Genomic DNA, 23,894 nt, shown 5'->3' with positions numbered 1-23,894 from the left:
TGCGATCTAAATCAAATTTAACAACTAAAGATAAACCCATTATCGCCGAAATAACATTCGCAGTAATTTTTAACAGCAATATAACCTGCATAGGACGCAATCATGTCTTCTCCTCCTTATGTCAGCCAACAGCGCTTTATGCTGGAGGATGACACCACGCTGATGTCGACAACTGACCAGCAAAGTTACATCACCCACGCCAACGACGCGTTTATCCATGCCAGTGGTTATACCCATAATGAGCTGCTTGGCCAGCCCCACAATCTTGTTCGCCATCCGGATATGCCCAAAGCGGCTTTTGCTGATATGTGGTACACCCTGAAACAGGGCGAGCCGTGGAGCGGCATCGTCAAAAACCGGCGTAAAAATGGCGACCATTACTGGGTGCGAGCTAATGCTGTTCCCATGGTGCGCAACGGCAAAGTGACCGGCTACATGTCGATTCGCACCGAGGCGAAAGATGAAGAGATCGCCGCCGTTGAACCGCTGTACAAAGCGTTAAACGAAGGGCGCTGTAATAAACGCGTCTATAAAGGCCTGGTCATTAGCAAGCACTGGTGGGGAAAACTGGCAGGCATGCCGCTCCGCTGGCGTGCGCGTAGCGTCATGACGTTGTTGTGGGCTGCGCAATTTGCTGGCTTATGGTTCACCGGCGCAGGCGGCCTGGCGCTGGCGGTGAGCACGCTGGCGATGTTGCTGGGCTGCCTGGCATTTGAGTGGCAAATCGTTCGCCCGGCGGAAAACGTGGCGCGTCAGGCGCTGAGTGTGGCCACCGGGGAACGCAATAGCGTGCAACCGTTGAATCGCAGCGATGAACTGGGGCTGACATTGCGGGCGATCGGGCAACTGGGGCTGATGTGCCGTTGGTTGATCAATGACGTTTCAACCCAGGTTCACAGTGTGCGTAGCGGCAGTGAAACGCTGGCGAAAGGTAATGAAGATCTTAATGAACGCACGCGCCAGACGGTGGTGAATGTGCAGCAGACGGTTGCCACCATGAGCCAGATGGCGGCATCGGTACAAAACAACTCGCAAACAGCATCGGCGGCAGACGAGCTCTCCAGCTCCGCCAGTAACGCCGCCACGCACGGCGGTAAGGCGATGGAGACGGTGGTGAAAACCATGGACGAGATTGCCGATAGCACCGGGCGTATCGGCTCTATTACCAAGCTGATTAATGACATCGCTTTCCAGACCAATATCCTGGCGCTGAATGCCGCGGTAGAAGCGGCCAGGGCCGGCGAGCAGGGCAAAGGGTTTGCGGTTGTGGCGGGTGAAGTTCGCCACCTGGCGAGCCGCAGCGCCAGCGCGGCGAATGATATTCGTAAGCTGATCGACGCCAGTGCCAGTAAAGTGCAGTCTGGTTATGACCAGGTGCATGCCGCAGGCCGCACGATGGAAGATATTGTTAATCAGGTACAAAACGTGACTGCGCTGATAGGTCAGATTAGCCAGTCGACATCGGAGCAGGCGACGGGGCTCTCCGAACTGACGCGTGCGGTGGCGGAACTGGATGCCATCACGCAGAAAAACGCCGGTTTGGTCGAGGAGAGCGCGGCGGTTTCGGCAATGGTTAAACATCGCGCAGACCGCCTGCAGGATGCGGTTGCCGTATTGCACTAATAGCTGACCTTTCTCTTAAAAACCACTGGCTCCGTGCTGGTGGTTTTTTATTTGTAAGCGCTTGATTTCTGCCATTTCATGTAAGTGCGATATATATATTTTGTTAATTTTATATTAAGCACAGTTCGCATTGTGAAGTATAAATATTTTACCCTGGTGCTTATTTAATGACGCGTTAAATTCAATGTAGCGATATTAATATGCGTTGCGCAAATCTATTTTTTCGCACATATAACGATCGATAAATAACAATTAATCGTTGCTGGCTATCAGAAGATTCATTAAGTAATTAAAAAAACGATCAAACTCATAAAGTTAGCGCTAACGTTACCGATAACGGCTAGTGGCTGCATTCTTTTAATTTGCGCCAGGGACTTAAGCGCGCCATTAGGGTGAGGGCGCGGAACTTTCGTCAATAAAATAATCAAACCCATGGAGAATATATGTTTTTACATGATGTAAAAATCGGCACGAAATTATTTCTGGCGTTCGGCTTTTTTATTGCGTTAATGGTAGTGAGTTCCTGTCTGTCTCTCTTCAGCCTGAACCGCGCGAATAACGGAATGCAAGAGATCGTGCACGAGGATTACCCAACCACGGTAAAAGCGAATCAGCTTATTGATAATTTCCAGACCTTTGTCAGCACACAGCAACTGATGCTGCTGGATAGCGACGGCAAATGGACCGGTGAGTCGCAAAAGCAGCTTGCTGAGATAAGCTCCCACATTACCGCTCTGCTGGAGGATTTATCTAAAAATCTGCGTGATGATAAATCGCAGAAAATCCTCGCCGACATCCGCACCGTGCGCCAACAGTACCTCGACTCTCGTTTCCGCATTCTCGATGCCGTTAAAAAAAACGACCGCGCGGGTGCGATTCAGGAGATGATGACCAAAACCATTAACATCCAGAATGCTTACAAAGAGCGGGTGTTGGCGCTGATCGCCATTCAGGATGGGCAAATGCGCGCGGCGGGCGATCAGGTGCAGAACGATTTCAGTTCTAACCGCCTGATGCTGATTCTGCTGGCTATTGTGAGCATCGGCATGGGCAGCCTGATTGGCTGGTATATCGTACGGATGATCACGCGCCCGCTGAGTGAAGCGGTTGCCTTTGCCGAAGCGATTGCCGATGGCGATTTGACGCGTACTATCGATTCCCGCCACCGCGATGAAACCGGCGTGCTACTGCGTGCGCTGATGGAGATGAAAAACCGTCTTGTTGAGATTGTCCATCAGGTACAAAACGGCTCTGAGAGTATTTCCAGCGCGGCGGCGCAGATTGTGGCCGGTAACCAGGATCTGGCGGCGCGTACCGAAGAGCAGGCCAGCTCCGTCGAGCAGACGGCGGCGTCCATGGAGCAGATCACCGCGACGGTAAAAAACACTGCCGATCACACCTCCGAAGCGACCCACCTTTCTGCCGATGCGGCGACAGTCGTGAAGAACAACGGCGAGATGATGAAGCAGGTTACCGAGAAGATGCGCGTGATTAACGACACCTCCAACCGTATGTCGGACATCATCAACCTGATTGACGCAATTGCCTTCCAGACAAACATTCTGGCGCTGAACGCGGCGGTCGAAGCGGCACGCGCCGGTGAACACGGGCGTGGTTTTGCGGTTGTGGCGGGTGAAGTTCGCCAGTTAGCCCAGAAGAGCGCTTCCTCTGCCAACGATATTCGCCATCTGATTGAAAGCTCTACCAGCCAGACCCGTGAAGGCATGGCGCTGGTCGAAAAAGCCAGTGCGCTGATTAACGGTATGGTCAGTAATGTGGAAGAGATGGATGTTATCCTGCGCGAAATTGGTCAGGCGAGCCGCGAGCAGACCGATGGTATTTCGCAGATTAACAGCGCGATTGGCCTGATTGACTCCACCACCCAGCAGAACTCCAGCCTGGTGGAAGAGTCGGTGGCTGCAGCAGCGGCGCTGAACGATCAGGCGTTGCATCTGCGCGAGCTGGTGCAGGTGTTCCGCCTGCGCGACGCGCGACAGGCAGTTTAATCGAGTTGTGAAATCTCCAGCGCTGCGCGGTCGATAATGCCAATTATCTGTTTAAGCTGCGTGGCGCTGACTTCCCCCTGATTCACCCGTAAATCCAGCACCGCTTTAAAGTTCTCCAGCGCCCGTTTCATCTGTGGGTTTTTGCGCAGTTGATAGCCAACGTTGCGTGCTTTAATCCGCTCTTCAATCTGTGCCAGCGATGGCGCATTTTCCACCAGCCACTGCGTGCCCTGCTGCGTGATGGCGATCATTCTGCGTCCGTTTTCTTCATCGCTAACGGTAATTAACTGCTGCGCTTGCAGAGCATCCAGAGTGGGATAAATCACACCAGGGCTGGGTGTGTAGTTGCCCTGCGTCAGCGCTTCAATGGCTTTGATCAGCTCATAGCCGTGGCTGGCGTTTTGGCTGAGCAAATGCAGGATCACCAGACGTAATTCGCCGTGACCGAAAAAGCGCTGGCGTCGGCCGCTGTGTCCGTGGTGGTGCTCCCTGTCGGTATTGCCGTGATGATGACGCATAGCTGCTTACTCTTTTAATTTGATATATCTAATTTATATCTAAAATAGCCCGCTTAAACAATACTGACGGTGTTTTTTCTTTAATTTGATGATTTTTAATGACTTTTATTTCTGGTTTGGCAACCGATGCGCTTTCGCGTGGCTATATCATAAAAAGATCTTGCCTTCTTCCCAATCAACAATCATTATCATTTGCACAACATTTAGATATATCGTATTCACGTTCACGAAGGCCGATTATGACAACCAACCCTCAACGCTATCCCCAGCGCGTGCGCAATAAGCTGCGCTTTCGCGAGTTAACTGTTTTGCGCGTCGAACGCGCAGGTTCGGGCTTCCAGCGCATTGTGCTCGGCGGCGAGCAACTGGATGGCTTCACCTCCCGCGGTTTTGACGATCACAGTAAAGTCTTCTTCCCGCAGCCGGGTACGCACTTTGTACCGCCGGTGGTAACTGATGAAGGTATCGTCTGGGGCGATGGCCCGCGCCCGGCTTCCCGCGACTATACGCCGCTGTACGATGCCAGCCGCCACGAGCTGACGCTGGATTTCTACATTCACGACGGCGGCGTAGCGAGTAGCTGGGCGATGCAGGCGCAGGTTGGCGATAAATTGACTATCGGCGGGCCGCGCGGTTCGCTGGTGGTGCCGGAAGATTACGCCTGGCAGTTATATGTGTGCGATGAATCCGGTATGCCGGCGCTGCGCCGCCGCCTTGAAGCGCTCAGCCAGCTTGCTGTACGCCCGCAGGTCACAGCGGTGGTGAGCATTGCGGATGTTGCTTATCAAGATTATTTCGCGGATGTAAACGGCTTTGATATTCAGTGGGTGCAGGGGCATAACTCGCAGGCAGTTGCCGACAAACTGGCGGCGATAAGCGTGCCGGAAAACGACTATTTTATCTGGCTGACCGGGGAAGGGGAGGTAGTGAAATCGCTGATGGATCGCTTTGAATCTGCCGACATCGATCAACAACTGGTGCGCGCGCAAGCCTACTGGCACAAGAAATAAACGCAAAGCCCGGTGCGATTACCGGGCTCGTTGCGTTCAGGCCACTTCGTCGTACTCGGCTTCGCTGACCTGCTGTTCCAGCGTCTGGCGGATCTCGGCCAGCGCTTTCTCCTGCTGGCGGAAGTAGGTTTCCCTGTCGCCAAGCGTCGAGACCAACTGCCAGGACTCCTCTTTTTCCAGCGTCGCCAGCTCTTCAATCAGGCTGGCAATATGCTGTTTGACTTCAACAATGCGCTGGCGCAGGCGCTGCAGATCGTTGAGGCGATCGCTTGCCATTAATGGCTCCAGCCCTTTTTGCAGACGGGTCAAAATCGAGCGAATGGCGCTAAGATCACCGCGCTGGCGCGCCTGGTTAAGCTGCACCATCATGCTGTGAGCGTCGTTTTTCAGTTCGTTATCCACCAGGTCCGGATGACAGAGTTTACTGGCCTGGCGCCACAGGCGTTTCAGCTCATGACGCTCGTCTTCGCTCATCTTCTGCTCGAAGCTAAAGCGTTTTTCCGCATCGTGCTGCTGCTCCTGGTAGCTTTCATACTCCTGCCGCGCTTCGTCACGCGCCTGGCGTGTGGGCTCTTCTTCCCGCGTAAGGCCGCGCTCCAGCTCCTGCGCTTCGGCGAGCAGCGAGGCAATCAGCTCGCTTTGTTGTTGCAGATGCTTGCGTGCTTCCGCCGCCTGTAATGAGTGCGGTGGCATGCTCTGCCAGCGTTGCGTCAAGGTCACTAAGACTTCCACAGCTTGCGACAGATATTTCTGGCAGCGCAGATAATCCGCCTCGCGACGGCGCGCTTCCGCCTCCTGGCGGCGCACTGCGGCTTCGGCCAGCGTTTTACGCAGTCGCAGGATCTGCGACATCAGCGGCCCAAGGCGGGTTAAGTAGAGATCGTTGAATTCGTCCAGCAACTGGATACGCGCATTGCGTTTATCAATGAGTTCGCGCATTTGCTCTTCCAGCGCTTTCAGCTCCAGTTTGCTGGCGGCCACTTGCGGATCCTGCCAGCTGACCACTGAGCGCTGGTTTTGCAGCCAGACGGTGATGGCGCGCATCGCTTCGCTGTAATTTTTCTCTTCAAGCGCGTGAACGATAAACGCTAACTCCGGGTCCGTAACTTCATTTTTAAGTAAAGGAAGCTGGCTGAGGATGATACCGTCATCCTCCAGTTCAATGGCGTATTTGATGATTTCAAGCCGTTTTATAGGTTTGTTCATGGCGTTTCGTCAAAGCGCGTTGAGTGTGTTAAAGGGAGTTGTTAATTCATCAAATCTGGACCATGGATGCAAATCTCGCAATAGCCCGGAGCCATATTACATGGGACATATTTCAATGCGTTAGTCTTTCTGTGAAAATTGCGTTTATGGCGTCTTTTTGCCGCGAAACGAGCGAAAAGTTGCTTTATGGCGGGGGGGTGCCCCGCTTGCAACGGTTTATCTATTTGCAGCATAGCGACGCGATTACCCACCCGATCACGTAATGATTATGCCGATGCGGTGCTGTCTGGTAGCCCGCGAACCCGGATGGGCTCCTCAATGGCGTTGGCAGCGAGCAAGCGTTGTAACGCCGAGATCGCGGTATCGGTCAACTCGTGTCCTTTGGTCAGCACCATCAAGCCATTGGTGGTGCGAATATCTTCGTCTACTACCCAACCCGGCATCAGTTCGCGAATACGCGCAGAGCGTACGCCGGTGACATTTGAGCGGAAATCCGACAGGGATTTAATGATGTATTCGGGTAACGGTGGGTGAGCCGCCCGCAGAATTTCCCATGGCCGTTCCAGGCTCCATCCCCGCGCCGCATGCCGCTCCAGCTCAAGGGCTGCGCGCAGCAGATGGGCACCGCGTAAAACCTCAAGCGGCACATTCGGCGCCGGTTCTTTTGCCTGGTGGCGAATGATCCCGGCGACCAGTTCAAGACGGGGAATATTTTCCACCAGCTTTCCCGCGACGTCGGGATGCCCCAGCAGCAGTTTTTTCTCCTCCTCGGAGAGTTTGCGCTGAGCGGCATCGGCCTGAACGATATCGGCGGGGATACCAACACACCCAATTTGGCTTAATGACGCAGCAATGGTGTAGATCCATTCGTCTGGCCACTCCAGCTTCGGCAGCGCGTGGCGAACACAAGATTGGGCGAACGCCGCCCGCTGAAAGGCCCACGGTGCGACCATGGCAAGCACTTCCGTCAGCGTTTTGACCGAGGCGGTGAGGGTGGTTGCCAGCAGCTCTTTTTCTGCGCAGACGAGACGATACTGGCGCACGGCGTCGTTAAGCGCCGCGACCAGCTCTTCTTTCGGACACGGTTTGCAGAGATAGCGGAAAATGGCGCCTTTATTAATGGCGGCGATAGAGGACTCCACATCAGCCTGGCCGGTAAGCAGGATCCGCACACTGTCGGGCGAGAGTTCCCGCGCTTTTGCCAGAAAAGTGGCGCCATCCATGCCGGGCATGCGCATATCGGACATGATCACCGCAAAGCGTTCTCCCCAACGAACCGCGTCCAGAGCGGCTTCTCCACCCGGAGCTACTACCACATCAAATTCACCAAACAGGTTTCGTTCCATCGCGGCGAGCACGTTAGGTTCATCATCTACGCACAGCACCCTGGGTAAGGCGGTATCAGTCATGAAGAGTGTCCTGTAGGTTAGCGAGCATTTGTTGCCATAAGGGGAGCTGGTCAAGCACGCCTGCTTTTTCAAGGTAATCGCGATCGGTTGTGCTGTTGTTGGCCAGTGCCACAGCGACATGCACCACACCAAGCGCACCGAATGCATCATGTGCGAAACGTGAGGGCTGAGCCTGCCCTGCCACTATTTCGACGATATCCAGCGGTAATCCCCATACCGCCAGCAGGTAAGCGCTCACCGCTGAATGCATGGGAATAGCATTACATGTGGTTATTTCGCTACCGATCTCGCTCATTTCGGGGATCAGCTTCGCAATATTCGCGAGCAGTGCGGCGGTGGCCTCCAGCCCCTGATGGCCCGTCATCCGGGCGGCGAGTGAGGAGGCAAGAAGAGAGACCCGGCGTAACTCGTTGATCAAAGGATCCCTTTTCGCATCGGTAAAACAGTGAGACGCCAGCACCAGCAATTTCACCTGATCCATGCCGAGAAGCGTAATAGCGCTACCGATATCGTGGATCGACGAACCTCTGTTGAACCAGGCTGAGTTCGCAAGCTGCATGATTTTGGCGCTCAGCGCCGGGTCGCTGCCCAGCAATTCGGCAATCTGTCGGATATCGCTCTCGGGGTTATTGAGAAGATGCTGAACTGCAGTAAACACCTTCGGTGCGGCGGGTAATTGGTTGATCCGACCAACCACGTCGAGCACTGCCGGATCGTTGAACAGCGTGCGCAGAGAAAGCGCGCTTTCAATTATCGCTATTAACGTCGCGCTGTCGCAGGGTTTCGAGACAAATCGATGTGCGACTTCCAGCATTCGCTGGGTGGCGCCTGGCTCTGAGTAGCCGGATAAAATGATCCGTATCGTACCCGGCCAGCGGTTGCGCACCTGCGCCAGTAACTCTGCGCCATCCATAAAGGGCATGCGCATATCGGAGACCACGACATCCGCTGGCGTCTCTTCCAGCATGGTCAGCGCTTCAGGGCCGCTGGTGGCAAAGCGGCACTCCCATTCGGTATCTTGCAACATGATGGCGCGCTCAATGCCTGAAAGCACCCGGCTTTCATCATCAACGAACATCACTTGCATGCAGGCTCATCCTCGTTGCGGCAGTTGAGCGGGAATTGCAGGATAAACGTGGAGCCCACGCCTTCTGCTGACTCGCAGCGAATCTTTCCATTATGTTTGTCCACCACGGTGGAATAGACGATCGCTAAGCCTTGTCCTGTCCCTTTACCCACCGCTTTGGTGGTGAAGAAAGGATCGAAAATGCGCTCGCGAATGGCGGCAGGTATGCCACTGCCATCATCCTCGACGCGGATTTCTAAATAGTCGCCGTTCTGTAATGCCGAGATAACGATGCGGCCTTTCTCTTTCACTCCTTCCTGCAGGGTATCCGCAATGGCGTGGGCGGCATTGACCACCAGGTTGAGAATGGCCTGGCCGACCATGTCTCGCAGGCAAGGAAGCTGCGGTAAGTTTTCGGCGATGTTAGTTTCGAGTTCCGCCACATATTTCCATTCGTTGCGGGCCACCGTGACCGTGGTATTAATTACATCGCGCACATCTATCCGCTCTTTCACATTCTTCGAAGGGTGGGAAAATTCCTTCATGGCGGCGACAATCCGCGCAATATGCTCAAGCCCTTCCAGAGACTCGTCCAGCGCGCCTGGAATTTGCCGACGCAGAAAATCAATTTTTGTGCGTTTGAGCGTCGTATCGAACTCTGTCATTACCGGATCATCGACCATTTTTTCTCGCGCAACGTCAGCGAGCGCGAGGGCGGCATTCAGCAGTTTTAGCAGCGAGTCCGTGGCACCTTTGATGAAGCCAACATTATCGGCAACATATTGTGTCGGGGTGTTGATTTCGTGGGCGATACCGGCGGCAAGCTGACCGATAGACTCCATTTTTTGCGCCTGAAGTAGCTGGGTCTGCGCCAGACGCAGCTCGGCCAGCGCCTTTTCCAGCTCATGCCGTTCGTTTTCTAATTCCCTTGTCTTACGCGCGACCACTTTCTCCAGCCCGACATTTTGTTCGAGAATGGCAAACGGTGTGGCGTGACTGTGCCGGGCTTCCTGGGCGATGCGGCGTTTAAGCACATCAATGGTTTTATCCCGGGCAGCGAGTTTGCGCTCGTAGTCAGCAGGGGAGAGAGGCGGGGTAGAGGCTTCGGAATAGAGCGACATGATATTTACCCTCCAATGGCGACACCGGTAAATGTCTGGTTGACATGCAACCCGTTGTACTGCTCACCGTAGGTTGAAAAACCCACTACCCGGTTCTGCACCATGATTTCGCCGATCTGCTGTTCCAGCCCCTCTTTTTCGAACTGGAGACGGCGCAGGATACAATCGCAGCCGATGATGACGGCAGGGTTTGGGATCGTCTCGTGCACTTTTTCAAACGCCTGGCTAAACGTCTGGATCGGATCCTCCGCTTTGCCGATCGAGACGATCAGCCCCTCTTCGATAGCGCAATAACAGGTAAGCGAGAGATCGTCGTTCATTTTCTGAATGGAGCGAACGTAGGGCTCATCCCCGAAAGAGAGCACCAGCGGGTTGCGGGAAAAGACAGTTGGTGTCAATTCATCGACGGTAAGACCAAGGGATTCGGCATAGATCTGCGCGGCGGGTTCACCGTTGATCTCCATAATGAGCCGTTTTTCCGCGTCCGCCTCGGTGATAACCAGCTCGACATCGCTGGGTACAAAATGCTGGATCTTAAACGTGGCGACCGGTGAACTGGTTTCGATAACCGCGAATACGGCAGCGTCAGAGATAAAATGTCCATCGGCATCATAAATAAAGCTTTTTTCGAAACGCAAATCGTCACCGGCAGAGCCGCCAATGAGGGGCACATTACCAATCTGTTGATAAAGATTGGCCACCAGTCGCTCTTCGGCCATCGACAGACCATCCACCAGCAGCAGACCAAAACGATGCAGGGTTGGTCTCTCTTCAGTGTCGCGGCGAATGGTTTCCGCGATATCCGTAATGACCGAGGTGTATTCAAGCAGAGGATGAATGATAAACGCGCGGGCGTGAAAACCACTGCTCAGCCCAAGACCCAATAGCCCCGAATGCTGAAAGCCTTCAGTGCCAATATGACCGGAAGAGGTACAGCCAATGCAGGGGCAGGAGAAGGTGTTTTTTATTTCGCGGCCTAACACCTCCAGATCGTAATCCGGAGAGCAAAAGAAAAGGATGGTTTCAACATCGTCATGACCGATTTGGGCGGCAAACTGGGCAACGGCTTCGACCGGATCAGGAGATTCACTGCTGGCATATCTGGGCTGGAAACTCACGGCAAATTCTCCCACTCTGTGCAGCGGTTGTCGCCTCTGCGGTAGCATGGCCCAATGCATTGCTCATTGGTCTGATGAAGGAAGATTAGGAGGTGGGTGAATAAATATCAAATCGGCAGGTTGATAATTTGACAGGCTTTTTACTTCTTTTTTCTTTTTGCATCGGTACGGTAAATTCCGCGCATTTCCACTGGTTAAGAAACGGCTGAAGGATTAACTTTCTTGAAACCCAGAAGCAGCATGCCGAAGAGATAAAGAACGTGTTGATGAGGTTATTCGGGGCAATGAGTCACACCGATATGCTGTGGTGCGCGGGGGCAATTATTCAGAGAAATCAGCGCTTAGCTCATTTCGAACGCCACTATTTCATTCCTCGCTTACTGTGGCGGGATTATTGGCAATGGGCGATCAGATTATTGTGCTGGTCATATGAGGCCGAGCATTTTTGCGCCGTTGCCGGAACCACCAATTCGACAGTTTGCAGCGTATTTTTATACCGGCAAACAACGTAGAGCGAAGTCTTATGCTGCCTTGCTTCGTCCTGATAATCTGCCAGGGTCCAGGCTGTGTCTTTATCAGTATCCGGCATGAGTTCGACCTGCTCTTTTGGCGGCCCGACAAACAAGCTGGCATCCGTCAGGGCATGTTGTTTCATCGTCAGGGAGGGGAATTGCGGGCACTGAATGCTTTCTGCCTGCGCAATTCTGGCGAACGACAACACGGCTAAAGCGAAAAGAGTACGTTTATTCCACAACATCATAATTATCCCCGTTGTTTGCCGCGTGTGATGCCTGATGAACACGAATCATACGTTGCTGACAGGATGAGGTGCAGTCACTTTTTTACCAAAGGATAAAATTCGGCGAGAAAACCTTGTAACGCACTCCGCAGAATAAACAGCCGCATGAGAGAACCCATTAGTATGATTACCCTATGCTTTTTTGGCAGAAGTTTTAGGCATCTATTTAAAATCAGCCGCTTTTTTGCGACTCGCAAGTAGGCAGAAACAAAAAAGCCACTTCAAGGAAGCGGCTTAATCATATGATTTTAAAGCTAAAATTTGGTGGCCCCTGTTGGGTTTGAACCAACGACCAAGCGATTATGAGTCGCCTGCTCTAACCACTGAGCTAAGGGGCCGTGGCGGGGAATTATAAAGTAACTTACCCCTGCAATCCAGCAGGAATCACCTGGCTGATGTTTTTATAAACAACGCATTTTCAATCTCTTATACTGGAGTTTATCGCTTTTGTTCGGGAGTTAAGCATGATCCACGATATTCTGGCGCCGGGGCTGCGGGTGGTGTTTTGTGGCATCAATCCGGGTAAATCTTCTGCCCATACTGGTTTCCATTTTGCCCATCCGGGGAATCGTTTCTGGAAGGTTATCCATCAGGCTGGTTTTACCGACCAGCAACTGCGCCCGGAAGATGAGCGGCATCTACTGGATACCCGCTGTGGTATCACCATGCTGGTTGAGCGCCCAACGGTGCAGGCCACGGAAGTCGGGTTGCATGAGCTGCGTAGCGGGGGCAGGGAACTGGTCAAGAAAATTGAGGATTATCAACCTGCTGCGCTGGCGGTGTTAGGAAAACAAGCCTTTGAGCAGGCGTTTAGCGTACGCGGTGCGAACTGGGGCAAGCAAAATATGACAATCGGCGTGACGCAGGTTTGGGTGCTGCCAAACCCCAGCGGGCTTAACCGCGCAACGCTGGATAAGCTGGTGGAAGCGTATCGTGAACTGGACGAAGCACTGGTGACGCGCGGCCTGTAATGGCAACCAGCGGGCAAAAAAAAGCTCCCGTGCGGGAGCTTTTTTATCGCCTGACGAATTAATCGTCGAGGAAGCTACGCAGCACTTCAGAACGGCTCGGATGGCGCAGTTTACGCAGCGCCTTCGCTTCGATCTGACGGATACGTTCGCGGGTTACGTCAAACTGTTTACCCACTTCTTCCAGCGTGTGGTCGGTGTTCATATCGATACCGAAACGCATACGCAGAACTTTCGCTTCACGGGCGGTCAGGCCAGCCAGAACGTCGTGCGTTGCGGCGCGCAGACTTTCAGTGGTTGCAGAGTCCAGCGGCAGCTCGAGGGTGGTATCTTCGATGAAATCACCCAGATGCGAATCTTCATCATCACCGATTGGTGTTTCCATGGAGATAGGCTCTTTCGCGATTTTCAGCACCTTACGGATCTTATCTTCCGGCATCAGCATACGCTCAGCCAGCTCTTCCGGCGTGGGTTCACGGCCCATTTCCTGCAGCATCTGGCGGGAGATACGGTTGAGCTTGTTGATAGTCTCAATCATATGCACCGGAATACGGATGGTGCGCGCCTGATCCGCGATGGAACGGGTGATCGCCTGACGGATCCACCAGGTTGCATAGGTGGAGAATTTGTAACCACGGCGGTATTCGAACTTATCAACCGCTTTCATCAGACCGATGTTGCCTTCCTGAATCAGATCGAGGAACTGCAGACCGCGGTTGGTATATTTCTTGGCGATAGAAATAACCAGACGCAAGTTCGCTTCCACCATCTCTTTCTTCGCACGACGCGCTTTCGCTTCGCCGATAGACATACGGCGGTTGATGTCTTTTACCTGCTCAATGGTCAGGCCGGTTTCTTCTTCAATCTGTTGCAGTTTCATCAGGCTGCGTTGAACTTCTTCTGCCACTTCATGCAGTTTTTCCGACCACGGTTTGTTCATGGCCAGCGCAGCGTTGAACCAGGTTTCATTGGTTTCGTTGCCAGTGAACAGCGTAATGAAGTTTTTCTTCGGCATTTTGCACTGTTCAACGCACAGTTTCATGATGATGCGTTCCTGGGTACGTACGCGATCCATCATGACACGCATGCTGTTGACCAGGTAATCGAACTGTTTTGGCACCAGACGGAACTGTTTGAACACTTCAGACAGCTTCAGGATCTCTTCCTGCGCGGCAACGTGGCTGCGTCCTTTGGCTTTGATAGTGTCGCGAGTCAGTTCGTACTGGGTACGTAGCTCAGCGAATTTTTCACGCGCCAGTTCAGGATCGATGCTGTTGTCATCATCGCTGTCGTCGTCTTCTTCATCTTCTTCGTCTTCATCATCATCCATCTCTTCGCTGGAGAGTTCAGAACCGACGTGGGTCGCGGTTGGCGCCATGTCTTCTTCAGCGTTTGGATCGACAAAGCCGGTGATCAAATCAGAGAGGCGAGCCTGCTCAGCTTCAACGCGATCATACTGCTCCAGCAGATAGGTGATCGCTTCCGGGTATTCGGCAACGGAGCACTGAACCTGGTTGATGCCGTCTTCGATGCGTTTAGCGATGTCGATTTCGCCTTCGCGGGTCAGCAGCTCAACGGTGCCCATTTCGCGCATGTACATGCGCACCGGGTCAGTGGTGCGCCCGATTTCAGATTCAACGCTGGAAAGCACTTGTGCGGCGGCTTCTTCCGCATCTTCGTCAGTGTTGTTGGAGTTTTCGGCCAGCAACAGATCATCGGCGTCCGGTGCTTCTTCCATCACCTGGATGCCCATGTCGTTGATCATTTGGATGATGTCTTCGATCTGATCGGAGTCGACGATATCTTCCGGCAGATGGTCATTGACCTCGGCATAGGTCAGATAGCCTTGCTCCTTACCACGGGTGACAAGAAGCTTCAGCTGTGACTGCGGGTTTTGCTCCATAAGACGGTATCCACACTTAATTCATGAGGGTTGGTGTCGGTCGGCGAAATAAACCGCCAACATTTAACGCGAGGGTGTATTTATATTTTTGCCGCTGGCCCTCATCGCGGCTGTCGGGATCTTCCCGATCGGTTATCGGCACTTAAGCCGTTGAATTCACTTTTTTGCCAGTTCCTGGTTCAATTGCCAGAGTTCCCGGCGTTCTTCGCTGCTTAAACCATGTGTGCGGTCACGAGCTATTAACTCTTCTTGCCGCCGTTCAAGCATCGAATCAAACATATGATTGAGCGCGTCGGTGAACGTTTTTTCAGCGATGTCTTTATCTGCTATATCGTCCCACATCGACAGTTTTTCAAGGGTTGCGGCCTCTTTTGTGCCGCGATAGTGCTCAAGCAACTGGCCAGTAGTCAGGCCTGGCTGTGACAAACAAGTGTTGACCAGTTCTGTAAATAAGCCAAGCCCGGCAAGCCTTGAGTGATCCAAACCCTCTAACGGCGGCACCTTCGGAGCCAGTTCCGGGTTCTGGATCAATAACCCTATCAGTATACGCATGGTTGTGCGTTTTAGCTGCGGAGCGGGGCGAGTCGTTGCGCTTTCCACCTGTTTTGGCATTAATCGATCAAGTTGCGCATCGTCGAATATGCCAATTTTATTCCCCAACAGCTGGCGCAGCTGGATGCGTAGCGTTTCGCCCGGCACCTGGTTGATTAACGGCAGCGCTAATGCGGCAAGCTGCGTTGTACCATCCGGTGTGGTTAAATCCGCCTGCGGCAACAGGCTGTTGAACAGAAACGTGGAGAGCGGCAGTGCCTGCTCCATCCGCGCTTCGAACGCCTCTTTGCCCTCTTTACGCACCAGCGTGTCCGGATCTTCGCCATCCGGTAAAAACATAAAACGCAGCTGACGGCCATCGCTCATATAAGGCAGCGCGGTTTCCAGCGCTCGCCATGCGGCATCACGTCCGGCACGGTCACCGTCGTAACAACAGATAACATTTTTAGTTACGCGAAAAAGTAACTGAATATGATCCGCCGTTGTTGACGTTCCAAGCGACGCCACCGCGTAGTTGATGCCGTATTGCGCCAGCGCCACCACGTCCATATAGCCTTCGACGACTAGCAGTCGCTGAGGCTCGTCATTGTCCTGCTGCGCTTCATAAAGGCCATACAGCTGGCGGCCCTTATGGAAAATATCTGTTTCCGGGGAGTTCAGGTATTTAGGCGTATCGTTACCCAGAACGCGCCCACCAAAACCAATCACCCGGCCACGTTTGTCACGAATGGGAAACATGACCCGTTCGCGGAAACGATCGTAACTGCGTCCTTGATCGTTTGTGACCAGCATGCCCGCATCAATCAATGACTTACGGTTTTCGCTGTTGCCGCCAAAACGTTTTAATACGTTGTCCCAGCCGGGAGGGGCGTAACCAATGGCGAACCGCTCAATGATTTCGCTGCTCAAACCGCGTCTGGACAGATACTGGCGTGCAGGCTCTGCTGCAGGTTGTGTCAACGATTGCTGATAAAACGCGTTTAGCCCATCCATTAATTGATAGAGCGTTTGCCGTTGATGGCGCTCTATCAGGCTGGGTCCACTGCCTGCTTCAAATGGCACTTCAAGGTTGTGCATTGCCGCCAGTTCTTCGACGCTTTCGACAAACTCGAGCTTGTCGTAGTTCATCAGGAAGTCGAGGGCGTTGCCATGCGCGCCGCAGCCAAAGCAGTGGTAAAACTGTTTTTCACCGTTCACGGTGAAAGAGGGCGTTTTTTCGTTATGGAAAGGACAACACGCGTGATAGTTCTTGCCCTGCTTTTTCAGCTTTACACGCGCGTCGATGAGATCGACGATGTCGGTGCGCGCCAGCAGGTCATTAATAAAGACACGTGGAATTCGTCCAGCCATAAGCCCCGTTTTGATCTTTTATAGCCGTTGTTTTCCGGGCCAACATAATGCGACCGAAATCCGCAGGTTATATCAGGTTATAAACGAAAATAAGCCGCGCATTCCTTTCGGAAGCACGGCCTTACAACTACAACTCGGTCTAAACGAAAGGGCGCTTGCCCTGACAGATTAGTACAGACGAGTACGGCGTGCGTTTTCGCGAGCCAGTTTCTTCGCGTGACGTTTCACTGCGGATGCTTTAGCGCGTTTACGTTCGGTAGTCGGTTTTTCATAGAACTCACGACGACGAACTTCCGCCAGAACACCTGCTTTCTCGCAGGAACGTTTGAAGCGACGCAGAGCTACGTCGAACGGCTCGTTTTCACGTACTTTAATTACCGGCATGTGCCTCTCACCTTTGATTAATTCGGTTTGCCGCTGGCGTTCACGCCAGCTTATTTCAAAATGGTGCGGAATTTTACTGCAAGTGCTGCTACTTTGTAAAGCACCGCCGCCCTTTTTGAAAGGGGACTTTTGTAAGGGTGAGGAGTATACACGAACTCCGCTGCATGAGTGAGCAAAGTTTTACTTCGACCCGCATTCGCCCTACACTGCGCGCTATTGCAAAGAGGTAAACAGAGTCATGCGCATACTGGGCATTGAAACATCCTGCGATGAAACCGGCATCGCAATCTATGACGATCAACAAGGGCTGTTAGCCAACCAACTGTATAGTCAGGTAAAACTTCACGCCGATTACGGCGGTGTTGTGCCAGAGCTGGCTTCACGCGATCACGTGCGTAAAACCGTACCGCTGATTCAGGCCGCGTTGAAAGAGTCCGGATTAACCGCGAAAGATATCGATGCAGTGGCTTACACCGCAGGGCCTGGCCTTGTCGGCGCGCTGCTGGTTGGCGCGACGGTTGGCCGTTCGCTCGCTTTCGCCTGGGACGTTCCCGCCATCCCGGTTCACCATATGGAAGGGCACTTGCTGGCGCCAATGCTGGAAGAGAATCCGCCGGCGTTTCCATTCGTTGCGCTGCTGGTTTCCGGTGGGCATACGCAGCTTATCAGCGTAACCGGCATCGGACATTATGAGCTGCTTGGTGAGTCGATTGATGATGCCGCCGGGGAAGCTTTTGATAAAACGGCTAAGCTGCTGGGGCTTGATTACCCGGGCGGGCCGATGCTCTCAAAACTGGCGGCTCAGGGCACGGAAGGCCGTTTTGTCTTCCCGCGTCCGATGACCGATCGTCCGGGGCTGGATTTTAGCTTCTCCGGTCTGAAAACTTTCGCGGCGAACACCATTCGTAACAACGGTTCTGACGATCAAACCCGCGCCGATATTGCGCGTGCGTTTGAAGACGCCGTAGTCGATACGCTGATGATCAAATGCAAGCGTGCGCTGGATCAAACCGGTTTTACGCGTCTGGTTATGGCCGGTGGCGTGAGCGCCAACCGTACGCTGCGCGCGAAACTGGCGGAAATGATGCACAAGCGTCGTGGCGAAGTGTTCTATGCGCGCCCGGAGTTTTGCACCGATAACGGCGCGATGATCGCCTATGCGGGAATGGTGCGTCTGAAAGCGGGTAATGATGCAGGGCTGGGGGTGACAGTGCGTCCGCGCTGGCCGCTGGCGGAGTTGCCTGCGGCGTAAACCGTGATGGCCCGGTAGCACACTGTGCGCCGGGCGATATTATGACGCTTTTTCCTTCTCTTCTTTTTTCTTTTTCAGCTTCGACCAGATTTTGCCTTCCTGGTGCCGCCACAGGCGCTGAATATTGTCGTGATGGCGTAGCAGGATCAGGCAGGACAGCATCGCGACCGGGAAAGTGAACTGCGGTTTGAACCACCAGACGTAAAATGGTGCGATCAACGCGCTGACAATCGCCCCCAGCGATGAATAGCCGCTCAGTAGTACCGTTAACAGCCAGGTTCCCGCCATCACGCCCGTTAAATCCCAGCCGATAGGTGCGATAGCGCCAAATGCCGTCGCCACGCCTTTACCGCCTTGAAACTTAAAGAAAACCGGCCAGATATGACCCAGACAGGCGGCAATCGCGATAAGGCCGAGCCAGAACGGCGTGACGCCAAGCGCGTACGCGCCCCACACCGGCAGCATGCCTTTTAAGACGTCAAAAATCAGTACCGTTAGCGCGGCACCTTTGCCGCCAATGCGTAATACGTTAGTCGCTCCGGGATTACCGGAGCCACTCTCGCGCGGATCGGGCAGACCGGCGATGCGGCAGACCAGAATGGCGCTGGAAATAGAGCCACAAAGGTATGCAAGGAGAATCATCCCAGGCGCGATTGCACTCATAACGCTGTTCCGTTGTGAAAATGTCGTTTTATTCTCTGCATCCATGGATAATACGCATAAATGATGGAAAGTGGTATCCAGGTTTTGCGCAAAATCTGACAGGCAGTCAATAAAGGTGCGGCCTGGCGGCGGCAATGGCGGGGCAAATAGCAGGCGAGGTGAAATGGACATTGTATTTATAGAGCAGCTTTCGGTTATCACCACCATTGGTGTTTACGACTGGGAACAGACCATTGAGCAGAAGCTGGTGTTCGATATCGAAATGGCCTGGGATAACCGCGTTGCGGCGAAAAGCGACAATGTGAACGATTGTCTGAGCTATGCGGATATCGCTGATGTGATTATCGGCCACGTCGAAGGCGGGCGTTTTGCACTGGTTGAACGCGTTGCCGAGGAGGTGGCTGAGCTGTTGCTGGCGCGCTTTAATTCGCCCTGGGTGCGTATCAAATTGAGCAAACCAGGTGCGGTTGCGCGGGCGCTGAATGTGGGCGTAATCATTGAGCGTGGCTTAAATCCGAAAGAAAGTATTTAAATTCATAATAGTTAAACCAAGCGCTAGTATTCAGGTCATAGATCTCGGTCTTTCACGGCTTCTCCGCGGGATAAGCCGTTTTTTATATCTTTTTAGGGGTTTATTTGATGGGCGATATGCATTCATTGCTGGTAGCAGCCATTCTGGGTGTCGTTGAAGGTCTCACAGAATTTCTGCCCGTATCCAGTACCGGTCACATGATAATCGTTGGGCATTTATTAGGCTTTGAAGGTGATACGGCAAAAACGTTCGAGGTGGTGATCCAGTTAGGTTCGATCCTCGCGGTGGTGGTGATGTTCTGGCGGCGTTTGTTTGGCCTGATTGGCATTCATTTCGGCAAGCAGCCGCATGAAGGGACTGGCACCGGCCGCCTGACACTGATTCATATCCTGTTAGGCATGATCCCGGCGGTGGTGCTGGGGCTGGTATTCCACGACACCATCAAATCGCTGTTTAACCCGTTAAACGTGACCTATGCGCTGGTAGTCGGTGGCTTCTTGCTGATTGCCGCCGAAGTGCTAAAGCCGAAAGTCCCGCGCGCGCAGGGCGTGGATGATATGACCTATCGCCAGGCGTTTATGATTGGTTGCTTCCAGTGTCTGGCGCTGTGGCCGGGTTTTTCCCGTTCCGGGGCGACGATCTCCGGCGGTATGTTGATGGGCGTTAGCCGCTATGCGGCGTCCGAGTTCTCTTTCCTGCTGGCGGTGCCGATGATGATGGGCGCGACGGTACTGGATCTCTACAAGAGCATGGGCTTTCTCACCGTGGGTGATTTCCCGATGTTCGCCGTGGGTTTTATCACCGCATTTATCGTTGCGCTGATCGCTATCAAAACCTTCCTGGAGCTGATTAAACACATCTCCTTTATTCCGTTTGCGATTTACCGTTTTGTGGTCGCGGCAGCGGTTTATCTGGTCTTCTTCTAAGACTTGCGCCCTCAGTCTTTTGGCTGAGGGCAACGATGTTCCTTCCAGACCGCCAGTGCTGCAATCCGTCGACGCGTCAGCTCTTCGCGTACTTCTGCTCCCGTAAACCCTGCCTCTATAACTGCTTTTGTCGGCACGGCGCGCGCCACTTCCCAGGCTTCGCGCAGCAAACGCCCCTGCGAATAGTCGCAGGCTTCAAAACCGGTGCGCCCACGCACGTCCGCTTCGCTGGTCAGTGCGATTTGCTCGACACGCTGCGGTTTACGCCATGCGTCGATGGAATCGAACAATTTGACGATGGTTTTCGGCTGCAAAATGGGGAAGGTATGGATCAGGTCGTGAAACTCCGCCACCAGTTTGGCTAAATCGCGGATCTCGTTGGGTACGCGCAGCCGCTGGCACAACCCCTCGACCAGTTTAACGCCCGCCGGGCCGTGCCCATGATGGCGCGGCCAGAGCGATTTTGGCGTTAGCGCTTTGCCTAAATCGTGGCACAACGTGGCGAAGCGCACATCCACCTGCGGGCTGAGCATCGCCGCCATCGAGAGTGTCATTAGCGTATGTATGCCGGTGTCGATTTCCGGGTGCCATTTCGCCGGTGCCGGGACACCAAACAGCGCGTCGATTTCCGGGAACAGCACTTTCAGCGCGCCGCAATCGCGTAGCACCTGGAAATAAACCTGCGGATTGCGGGTTTGCAGCGCGCTCTCGGTCTCTTTCCACACCCGTTCGGGTGTCAGGTGTTCAAGTTCGCCCGCATCGGTCATCGCGCGCATCAGGGCCAGCGTTTCATCGGCGATACGGAAGCTGAGGTGCGCGTAACGGGCGGCAAAGCGCGCAACGCGTAACACGCGCAACGGATCTTCGCCAAAAGCCGGGGAGACGTGGCGCAGAATGCGGTTACGCAAATCCTGCTGGCCACCATAGGGATCGATAATCTCGCCCTGGCTATCTTGCGCCAGCGCGTTCACGGTTAAATCGCGGCGCAGCAGATCCTGCTCCAGCGTCACGTCTGGCGCGGCATAACAGGTGAAACCGGTATAGCCGGAGCCAGATTTGCGCTCGGTACGCGCCAGCGCATACTCTTCGTGGCTTTGTGGGTGGAGGAACACAGGAAAGTCGCGGCCTACCTGCTGGTAACCCGCGTCGAGCATCTCTTGCGGCGTCGCGCCGACAACAACCCAATCTTTGTCTTTGACCGGCAGGCCCAACAACGTATCACGTACTGCACCACCGACCAGATAACTCTTCACGCCGCCACTCTCCTCTACACATTTGCCGACAGATAATACGTAAGTGTAGAGAAGATGGCGAATCTGCTTAGTTCATCCAGCGATCTTTGCGTTTACGGGTAGGGATCATATGCGGTAACAGCAGACCGAGGATCAAGCCTGCGCCTAGCACGCCGCCACCATACATAAACCACTGCATAATGATGGTGCGCTGTTTGTCATCCAGTTGCAGGTTCGCGGCATTCACCTTCTTCTGCGCCACGATTAACTCATTTTTGAGCTTTTGATTTTCATCTTTCAGACTGCTAATCACGCTATCGCTCTGGGCGACTTTCTGCTGCATTTCGGCGGTTTTCTGGTTCCAGGTATTGTCGATATTGCTCAGTTTATCGGTCAGCGTTTTCACCTGGTTTTCCAGCTCTGGCACGCGGGTGCGCAGACTTGGCTGGCTGTTCAGCTCTTTCAGGGGGATCCACGCGGTACGCCCGGTGCTGTCGCGCACCTGGCCGTAATCACTGTTTTCTTGCAACAGCGTGACTTCCTCGCCGGCATTTACCGTGCCGACAAGGCGATAATTATCGCCCGGGCCGCTACGTACCCAGGTATTCAGTTCATCGGAAACGTAACGTTTTTCTTCGGCGTGGGTACCAACGGACACGCTAAGTGCAAAAAGGGTCAATCCAATCAGGCGTAATTTTGGCATCAGGCAGTCATTTTTTTCATTAAATGTGAGTGATAAACAGTGGCAACAGTCTGACGATACCTGGCTGCTGGCATCAATCGGAATCTTCCAGGTCAAACTGCGCACTTACGCGAACTTTTGCACCCGTCAGATTGCGCATTGCATGGCAATTTGACGCAAAATACTATCTACTGACAAACATCGGGCGCGTTAGTTCGCCGAAATTTTCACTGATGTGACATAACCATAAGTGCAAGGCCATGGCTCAGGAAATCGAATTAAAGTTTATCGTGAAGAGCGATAGCGTGGAAACGCTTCGTCAACATCTGCACACGCTGACCGAAGAACATATCGCGTCCAGCCAGTTACTCAACATCTATTACGAGACGCCGGATAACTGGCTGCGCGGCCACGATATGGGGCTGCGCATCCGCGGTTTTGACGGTCATTACGAGATGACGATGAAAATCGCCGGGCGGGTAATTGGCGGTTTGCATCAGCGGCCTGAATACAATATTCCGCTTACCCAGCCGGAACTCGATCTGGCGCGCTTCCCGGCGGAAGTGTGGCCTGATGGCGTACTTCCGCAAGATTTACAGGCGCGAGTGCAGCCGCTGTTTAGCACCGATTTCTACCGTGAAAAATGGCTGGTTAACGTTGGCGAGAGCCGTATTGAGATTGGCCTTGATTTAGGCGAAGTCAAAGCGGGTGAATTTGTTGAGCCGATTTGCGAACTGGAGCTGGAACTGCTGAGCGGTTATCCGGCGGATATCCTCAAGCTGGCGCGCCAGCTGGTGAATGTCTCCGGGTTGCGTCAGGGGAGCCTGAGCAAAGCGGCGCGCGGTTATCACCTGGCGCAGGGCAATGCCGTGCGCGAACGCCGCCCAACGGCGATTCTGCAAACCCCCGCCAAGGCCAGCATTGAACAGGCTTTTGCCGCCGCGCTGGAACTGGCGTTATCGCAATGGCAATACCATGAAGAGCTGTGGGTGCGAGGAAATGAGAAAGCGAAAGCCGATGTTTTGAGCGCCATTGCGCTGCTGCGCCACACACTGGCGCTGTTTGGCGGTATTGTCCCACGCAAAGCGAGCGCTCACTTACGTGATCTGCTGACACAATCTGAAGTGACCATTACGTCTGCCGTTTCAGCGAATACGGCGGTGTGGAGCGCACAGTCAGCCTTGGCGAAACTGGTGCTCACCGAGTGGTTAGTGACGCAGGGCTGGCGAACCTTCCTTGATGAAAAAGCGCAGGCCAAATTCGCCGACTCCTTTAAACGCTTTGCCGATGTCCATCTGTCACGCTGCGCCGCCGAGCTGAAAAAAGCCTTTGCCCAGCCGCTGGGCGACAGCTATCGCGACCAGTTGCCGCGCCTGGCGCGTGATATCGACAGCGTGTTACTGATGGCCGGGCATTACGATCGCGCACGCGCCGTGGAGTGGCTGGAAAACTGGCAGGGGCTTCAGCACGCCATTGAAACGCGCCAGAGAGTCGAAATCGAACATTTCCGTAATACCGCGATTACCCAGGAGCCGTTCTGGTTGCACAGCGGAAAACGTTAACGAAAGGATATT

The 23,894-nt window shown here is 53.7% G+C and carries 21 protein-coding genes and 1 tRNA gene; 8 read left to right on the top strand and 14 right to left on the bottom strand.

Annotated features, from left to right (window positions below; all coding sequences use genetic code 11):
- Positions 1-102 precede the first annotated feature (102 nt).
- Positions 103-1,623, top strand: coding sequence for a methyl-accepting chemotaxis protein (locus tag M8Q36_RS02730; RefSeq protein ID WP_249879962.1), 1,521 nt, complete (start codon positions 103-105; stop codon positions 1,621-1,623).
- 443 nt (positions 1,624-2,066) lie between these two features.
- Complete coding sequence (locus tag M8Q36_RS02725) at positions 2,067-3,629, top strand: methyl-accepting chemotaxis protein (RefSeq protein ID WP_249879961.1); 1,563 nt, start codon at positions 2,067-2,069, stop codon at positions 3,627-3,629.
- On the opposite strand, the gene M8Q36_RS02720 is transcribed toward M8Q36_RS02725, so the two are convergent.
- Positions 3,626-4,147 (bottom strand): PadR family transcriptional regulator, encoded by a 522-nt coding sequence (locus M8Q36_RS02720; protein WP_249879960.1) that lies wholly within the window; start codon positions 4,145-4,147, stop codon positions 3,626-3,628. The two genes, M8Q36_RS02725 and M8Q36_RS02720, sit on opposite strands and share 4 nt — an antisense overlap.
- Before the next feature lie 239 nt (positions 4,148-4,386).
- Between M8Q36_RS02720 and M8Q36_RS02715 the strand changes: the two genes are divergently transcribed.
- Positions 4,387-5,157 (top strand): siderophore-interacting protein, encoded by a 771-nt coding sequence (locus M8Q36_RS02715; RefSeq protein ID WP_249879959.1) that lies wholly within the window; start codon positions 4,387-4,389, stop codon positions 5,155-5,157.
- Positions 5,158-5,193: 36 nt separating this feature from the next.
- On the opposite strand, the gene M8Q36_RS02710 is transcribed toward M8Q36_RS02715, so the two are convergent.
- The 7 genes from M8Q36_RS02710 to M8Q36_RS02680 all read right to left on the bottom strand — a co-directional run bounded on the left by M8Q36_RS02710 (position 5,194) and on the right by M8Q36_RS02680 (position 12,214).
- Positions 5,194-6,363, bottom strand: coding sequence for a DNA repair protein (locus M8Q36_RS02710; RefSeq protein WP_249879958.1), 1,170 nt, complete (start codon positions 6,361-6,363; stop codon positions 5,194-5,196).
- Between the two features lie 266 nt (positions 6,364-6,629).
- Positions 6,630-7,772, bottom strand: coding sequence for a response regulator (locus M8Q36_RS02705; protein ID WP_017457425.1), 1,143 nt, complete (start codon positions 7,770-7,772; stop codon positions 6,630-6,632).
- Positions 7,765-8,859 (bottom strand): HDOD domain-containing protein, encoded by a 1,095-nt coding sequence (locus tag M8Q36_RS02700; RefSeq protein ID WP_249879957.1) that lies wholly within the window; start codon positions 8,857-8,859, stop codon positions 7,765-7,767. Before M8Q36_RS02700 ends, M8Q36_RS02705 begins: the two co-directional genes overlap by 8 nt.
- Complete coding sequence (locus M8Q36_RS02695; RefSeq protein WP_249879956.1) at positions 8,850-9,959, bottom strand: sensor histidine kinase; 1,110 nt, start codon at positions 9,957-9,959, stop codon at positions 8,850-8,852. Before M8Q36_RS02695 ends, M8Q36_RS02700 begins: the two co-directional genes overlap by 10 nt.
- Positions 9,960-9,964: 5 nt before the next feature.
- Complete coding sequence (locus M8Q36_RS02690; protein WP_249879955.1) at positions 9,965-11,077, bottom strand: FIST N-terminal domain-containing protein; 1,113 nt, start codon at positions 11,075-11,077, stop codon at positions 9,965-9,967.
- 391 nt (positions 11,078-11,468) lie between these two features.
- Positions 11,469-11,837: an STY0301 family protein gene (locus M8Q36_RS02685; RefSeq protein ID WP_249879954.1), complete on the bottom strand. Its 369-nt coding sequence runs from the start codon at positions 11,835-11,837 to the stop codon at positions 11,469-11,471.
- A gap of 301 nt (positions 11,838-12,138) precedes the next feature.
- Positions 12,139-12,214: transfer RNA gene (locus tag M8Q36_RS02680), tRNA-Ile, on the bottom strand.
- Positions 12,215-12,340: 126 nt separating this feature from the next.
- Between M8Q36_RS02680 and mug the strand changes: the two genes are divergently transcribed.
- Positions 12,341-12,847 (top strand): G/U mismatch-specific DNA glycosylase, encoded by a 507-nt coding sequence (gene mug / locus M8Q36_RS02675; protein ID WP_131407639.1) that lies wholly within the window; start codon positions 12,341-12,343, stop codon positions 12,845-12,847.
- A 58-nt stretch (positions 12,848-12,905) separates the two neighbouring features.
- Here the strand turns inward: mug and rpoD are convergent, their stop codons facing one another.
- The 3 genes from rpoD to rpsU all read right to left on the bottom strand — a co-directional run bounded on the left by rpoD (position 12,906) and on the right by rpsU (position 17,033).
- Positions 12,906-14,747: an RNA polymerase sigma factor RpoD gene (gene rpoD, locus M8Q36_RS02670; protein ID WP_020455309.1), complete on the bottom strand. Its 1,842-nt coding sequence runs from the start codon at positions 14,745-14,747 to the stop codon at positions 12,906-12,908.
- A 156-nt stretch (positions 14,748-14,903) separates the two neighbouring features.
- Positions 14,904-16,649 (bottom strand): DNA primase, encoded by a 1,746-nt coding sequence (gene dnaG, locus M8Q36_RS02665; RefSeq protein ID WP_097400771.1) that lies wholly within the window; start codon positions 16,647-16,649, stop codon positions 14,904-14,906.
- Between the two features lie 168 nt (positions 16,650-16,817).
- Positions 16,818-17,033: a 30S ribosomal protein S21 gene (rpsU, locus tag M8Q36_RS02660; protein WP_001144069.1), complete on the bottom strand. Its 216-nt coding sequence runs from the start codon at positions 17,031-17,033 to the stop codon at positions 16,818-16,820.
- A gap of 238 nt (positions 17,034-17,271) precedes the next feature.
- Here rpsU and tsaD point away from each other — a divergent pair, with 238 nt between their 5' ends.
- Positions 17,272-18,285, top strand: coding sequence for a tRNA (adenosine(37)-N6)-threonylcarbamoyltransferase complex transferase subunit TsaD (tsaD, locus tag M8Q36_RS02655; RefSeq protein ID WP_020455307.1), 1,014 nt, complete (start codon positions 17,272-17,274; stop codon positions 18,283-18,285).
- 39 nt (positions 18,286-18,324) lie between these two features.
- Here the strand turns inward: tsaD and plsY are convergent, their stop codons facing one another.
- Positions 18,325-18,948: a glycerol-3-phosphate 1-O-acyltransferase PlsY gene (gene plsY / locus M8Q36_RS02650; RefSeq protein ID WP_017457434.1), complete on the bottom strand. Its 624-nt coding sequence runs from the start codon at positions 18,946-18,948 to the stop codon at positions 18,325-18,327.
- A gap of 163 nt (positions 18,949-19,111) precedes the next feature.
- On the opposite strand from plsY, the gene folB reads away from it, so the two are divergent.
- Together folB and bacA are read left to right on the top strand one after the other, a co-directional pair.
- Positions 19,112-19,480, top strand: coding sequence for a bifunctional dihydroneopterin aldolase/7,8-dihydroneopterin epimerase (gene folB / locus M8Q36_RS02645; protein WP_065370028.1), 369 nt, complete (start codon positions 19,112-19,114; stop codon positions 19,478-19,480).
- A 107-nt stretch (positions 19,481-19,587) separates the two neighbouring features.
- Positions 19,588-20,406, top strand: a complete 819-nt coding sequence (gene bacA, locus M8Q36_RS02640; protein WP_249879953.1) for an undecaprenyl-diphosphate phosphatase — start codon at positions 19,588-19,590, stop codon at positions 20,404-20,406.
- 11 nt (positions 20,407-20,417) lie between these two features.
- Here the strand turns inward: bacA and M8Q36_RS02635 are convergent, their stop codons facing one another.
- Positions 20,418-21,659 carry a multifunctional CCA addition/repair protein gene (locus tag M8Q36_RS02635; protein ID WP_249879952.1) on the bottom strand — a complete coding sequence of 414 codons (1,242 nt, stop codon included), beginning with the start codon at positions 21,657-21,659 and terminating at the stop codon, positions 20,418-20,420.
- Positions 21,660-21,726: 67 nt separating this feature from the next.
- A complete protein-coding gene (locus M8Q36_RS02630; RefSeq protein ID WP_249879951.1) occupies positions 21,727-22,341 on the bottom strand; it encodes a TIGR04211 family SH3 domain-containing protein in 615 nt (204 codons plus the stop codon).
- Positions 22,342-22,580: 239 nt separating this feature from the next.
- Between M8Q36_RS02630 and M8Q36_RS02625 the strand changes: the two genes are divergently transcribed.
- Positions 22,581-23,882, top strand: a complete 1,302-nt coding sequence (locus tag M8Q36_RS02625; protein ID WP_249879950.1) for a CYTH domain-containing protein — start codon at positions 22,581-22,583, stop codon at positions 23,880-23,882.
- Positions 23,883-23,894: the final 12 nt, after the last annotated feature.

The sequence above is a fragment of the Kosakonia sp. R1.Fl genome, from assembly GCF_023516815.1.
GTDB lineage: Bacteria > Pseudomonadota > Gammaproteobacteria > Enterobacterales > Enterobacteriaceae > Kosakonia.
This window is presented reverse-complemented; position numbering and strand designations above follow the sequence as displayed.

Excerpts from the sequence above, each read along its gene's own strand:
- M8Q36_RS02730 (WP_249879962.1), top strand. The coding sequence starts at position 103 with ATGTCTTCTCCTCCTTATGTCAGCCAACAGCGCTTTATGCTGGAGGAT.
- M8Q36_RS02725 (WP_249879961.1), top strand. The coding sequence starts at position 2,067 with ATGTTTTTACATGATGTAAAAATCGGCACGAAATTATTTCTGGCGTTC.
- M8Q36_RS02720 (WP_249879960.1), bottom strand. The coding sequence starts at position 4,147 with ATGCGTCATCATCACGGCAATACCGACAGGGAGCACCACCACGGACAC.
- M8Q36_RS02715 (WP_249879959.1), top strand. The coding sequence starts at position 4,387 with ATGACAACCAACCCTCAACGCTATCCCCAGCGCGTGCGCAATAAGCTG.
- M8Q36_RS02710 (WP_249879958.1), bottom strand. The coding sequence starts at position 6,363 with ATGAACAAACCTATAAAACGGCTTGAAATCATCAAATACGCCATTGAA.
- M8Q36_RS02705 (WP_017457425.1), bottom strand. The coding sequence starts at position 7,772 with ATGACTGATACCGCCTTACCCAGGGTGCTGTGCGTAGATGATGAACCT.
- M8Q36_RS02700 (WP_249879957.1), bottom strand. The coding sequence starts at position 8,859 with ATGCAAGTGATGTTCGTTGATGATGAAAGCCGGGTGCTTTCAGGCATT.
- M8Q36_RS02695 (WP_249879956.1), bottom strand. The coding sequence starts at position 9,959 with ATGTCGCTCTATTCCGAAGCCTCTACCCCGCCTCTCTCCCCTGCTGAC.
- M8Q36_RS02685 (WP_249879954.1), bottom strand. The coding sequence starts at position 11,837 with ATGATGTTGTGGAATAAACGTACTCTTTTCGCTTTAGCCGTGTTGTCG.
- mug (WP_131407639.1), top strand. The coding sequence starts at position 12,341 with ATGATCCACGATATTCTGGCGCCGGGGCTGCGGGTGGTGTTTTGTGGC.
- rpoD (WP_020455309.1), bottom strand. The coding sequence starts at position 14,747 with ATGGAGCAAAACCCGCAGTCACAGCTGAAGCTTCTTGTCACCCGTGGT.
- dnaG (WP_097400771.1), bottom strand. The coding sequence starts at position 16,649 with ATGGCTGGACGAATTCCACGTGTCTTTATTAATGACCTGCTGGCGCGC.
- rpsU (WP_001144069.1), bottom strand. The coding sequence starts at position 17,033 with ATGCCGGTAATTAAAGTACGTGAAAACGAGCCGTTCGACGTAGCTCTG.
- tsaD (WP_020455307.1), top strand. The coding sequence starts at position 17,272 with ATGCGCATACTGGGCATTGAAACATCCTGCGATGAAACCGGCATCGCA.
- plsY (WP_017457434.1), bottom strand. The coding sequence starts at position 18,948 with ATGAGTGCAATCGCGCCTGGGATGATTCTCCTTGCATACCTTTGTGGC.
- folB (WP_065370028.1), top strand. The coding sequence starts at position 19,112 with ATGGACATTGTATTTATAGAGCAGCTTTCGGTTATCACCACCATTGGT.
- bacA (WP_249879953.1), top strand. The coding sequence starts at position 19,588 with ATGGGCGATATGCATTCATTGCTGGTAGCAGCCATTCTGGGTGTCGTT.
- M8Q36_RS02630 (WP_249879951.1), bottom strand. The coding sequence starts at position 22,341 with ATGCCAAAATTACGCCTGATTGGATTGACCCTTTTTGCACTTAGCGTG.
- M8Q36_RS02625 (WP_249879950.1), top strand. The coding sequence starts at position 22,581 with ATGGCTCAGGAAATCGAATTAAAGTTTATCGTGAAGAGCGATAGCGTG.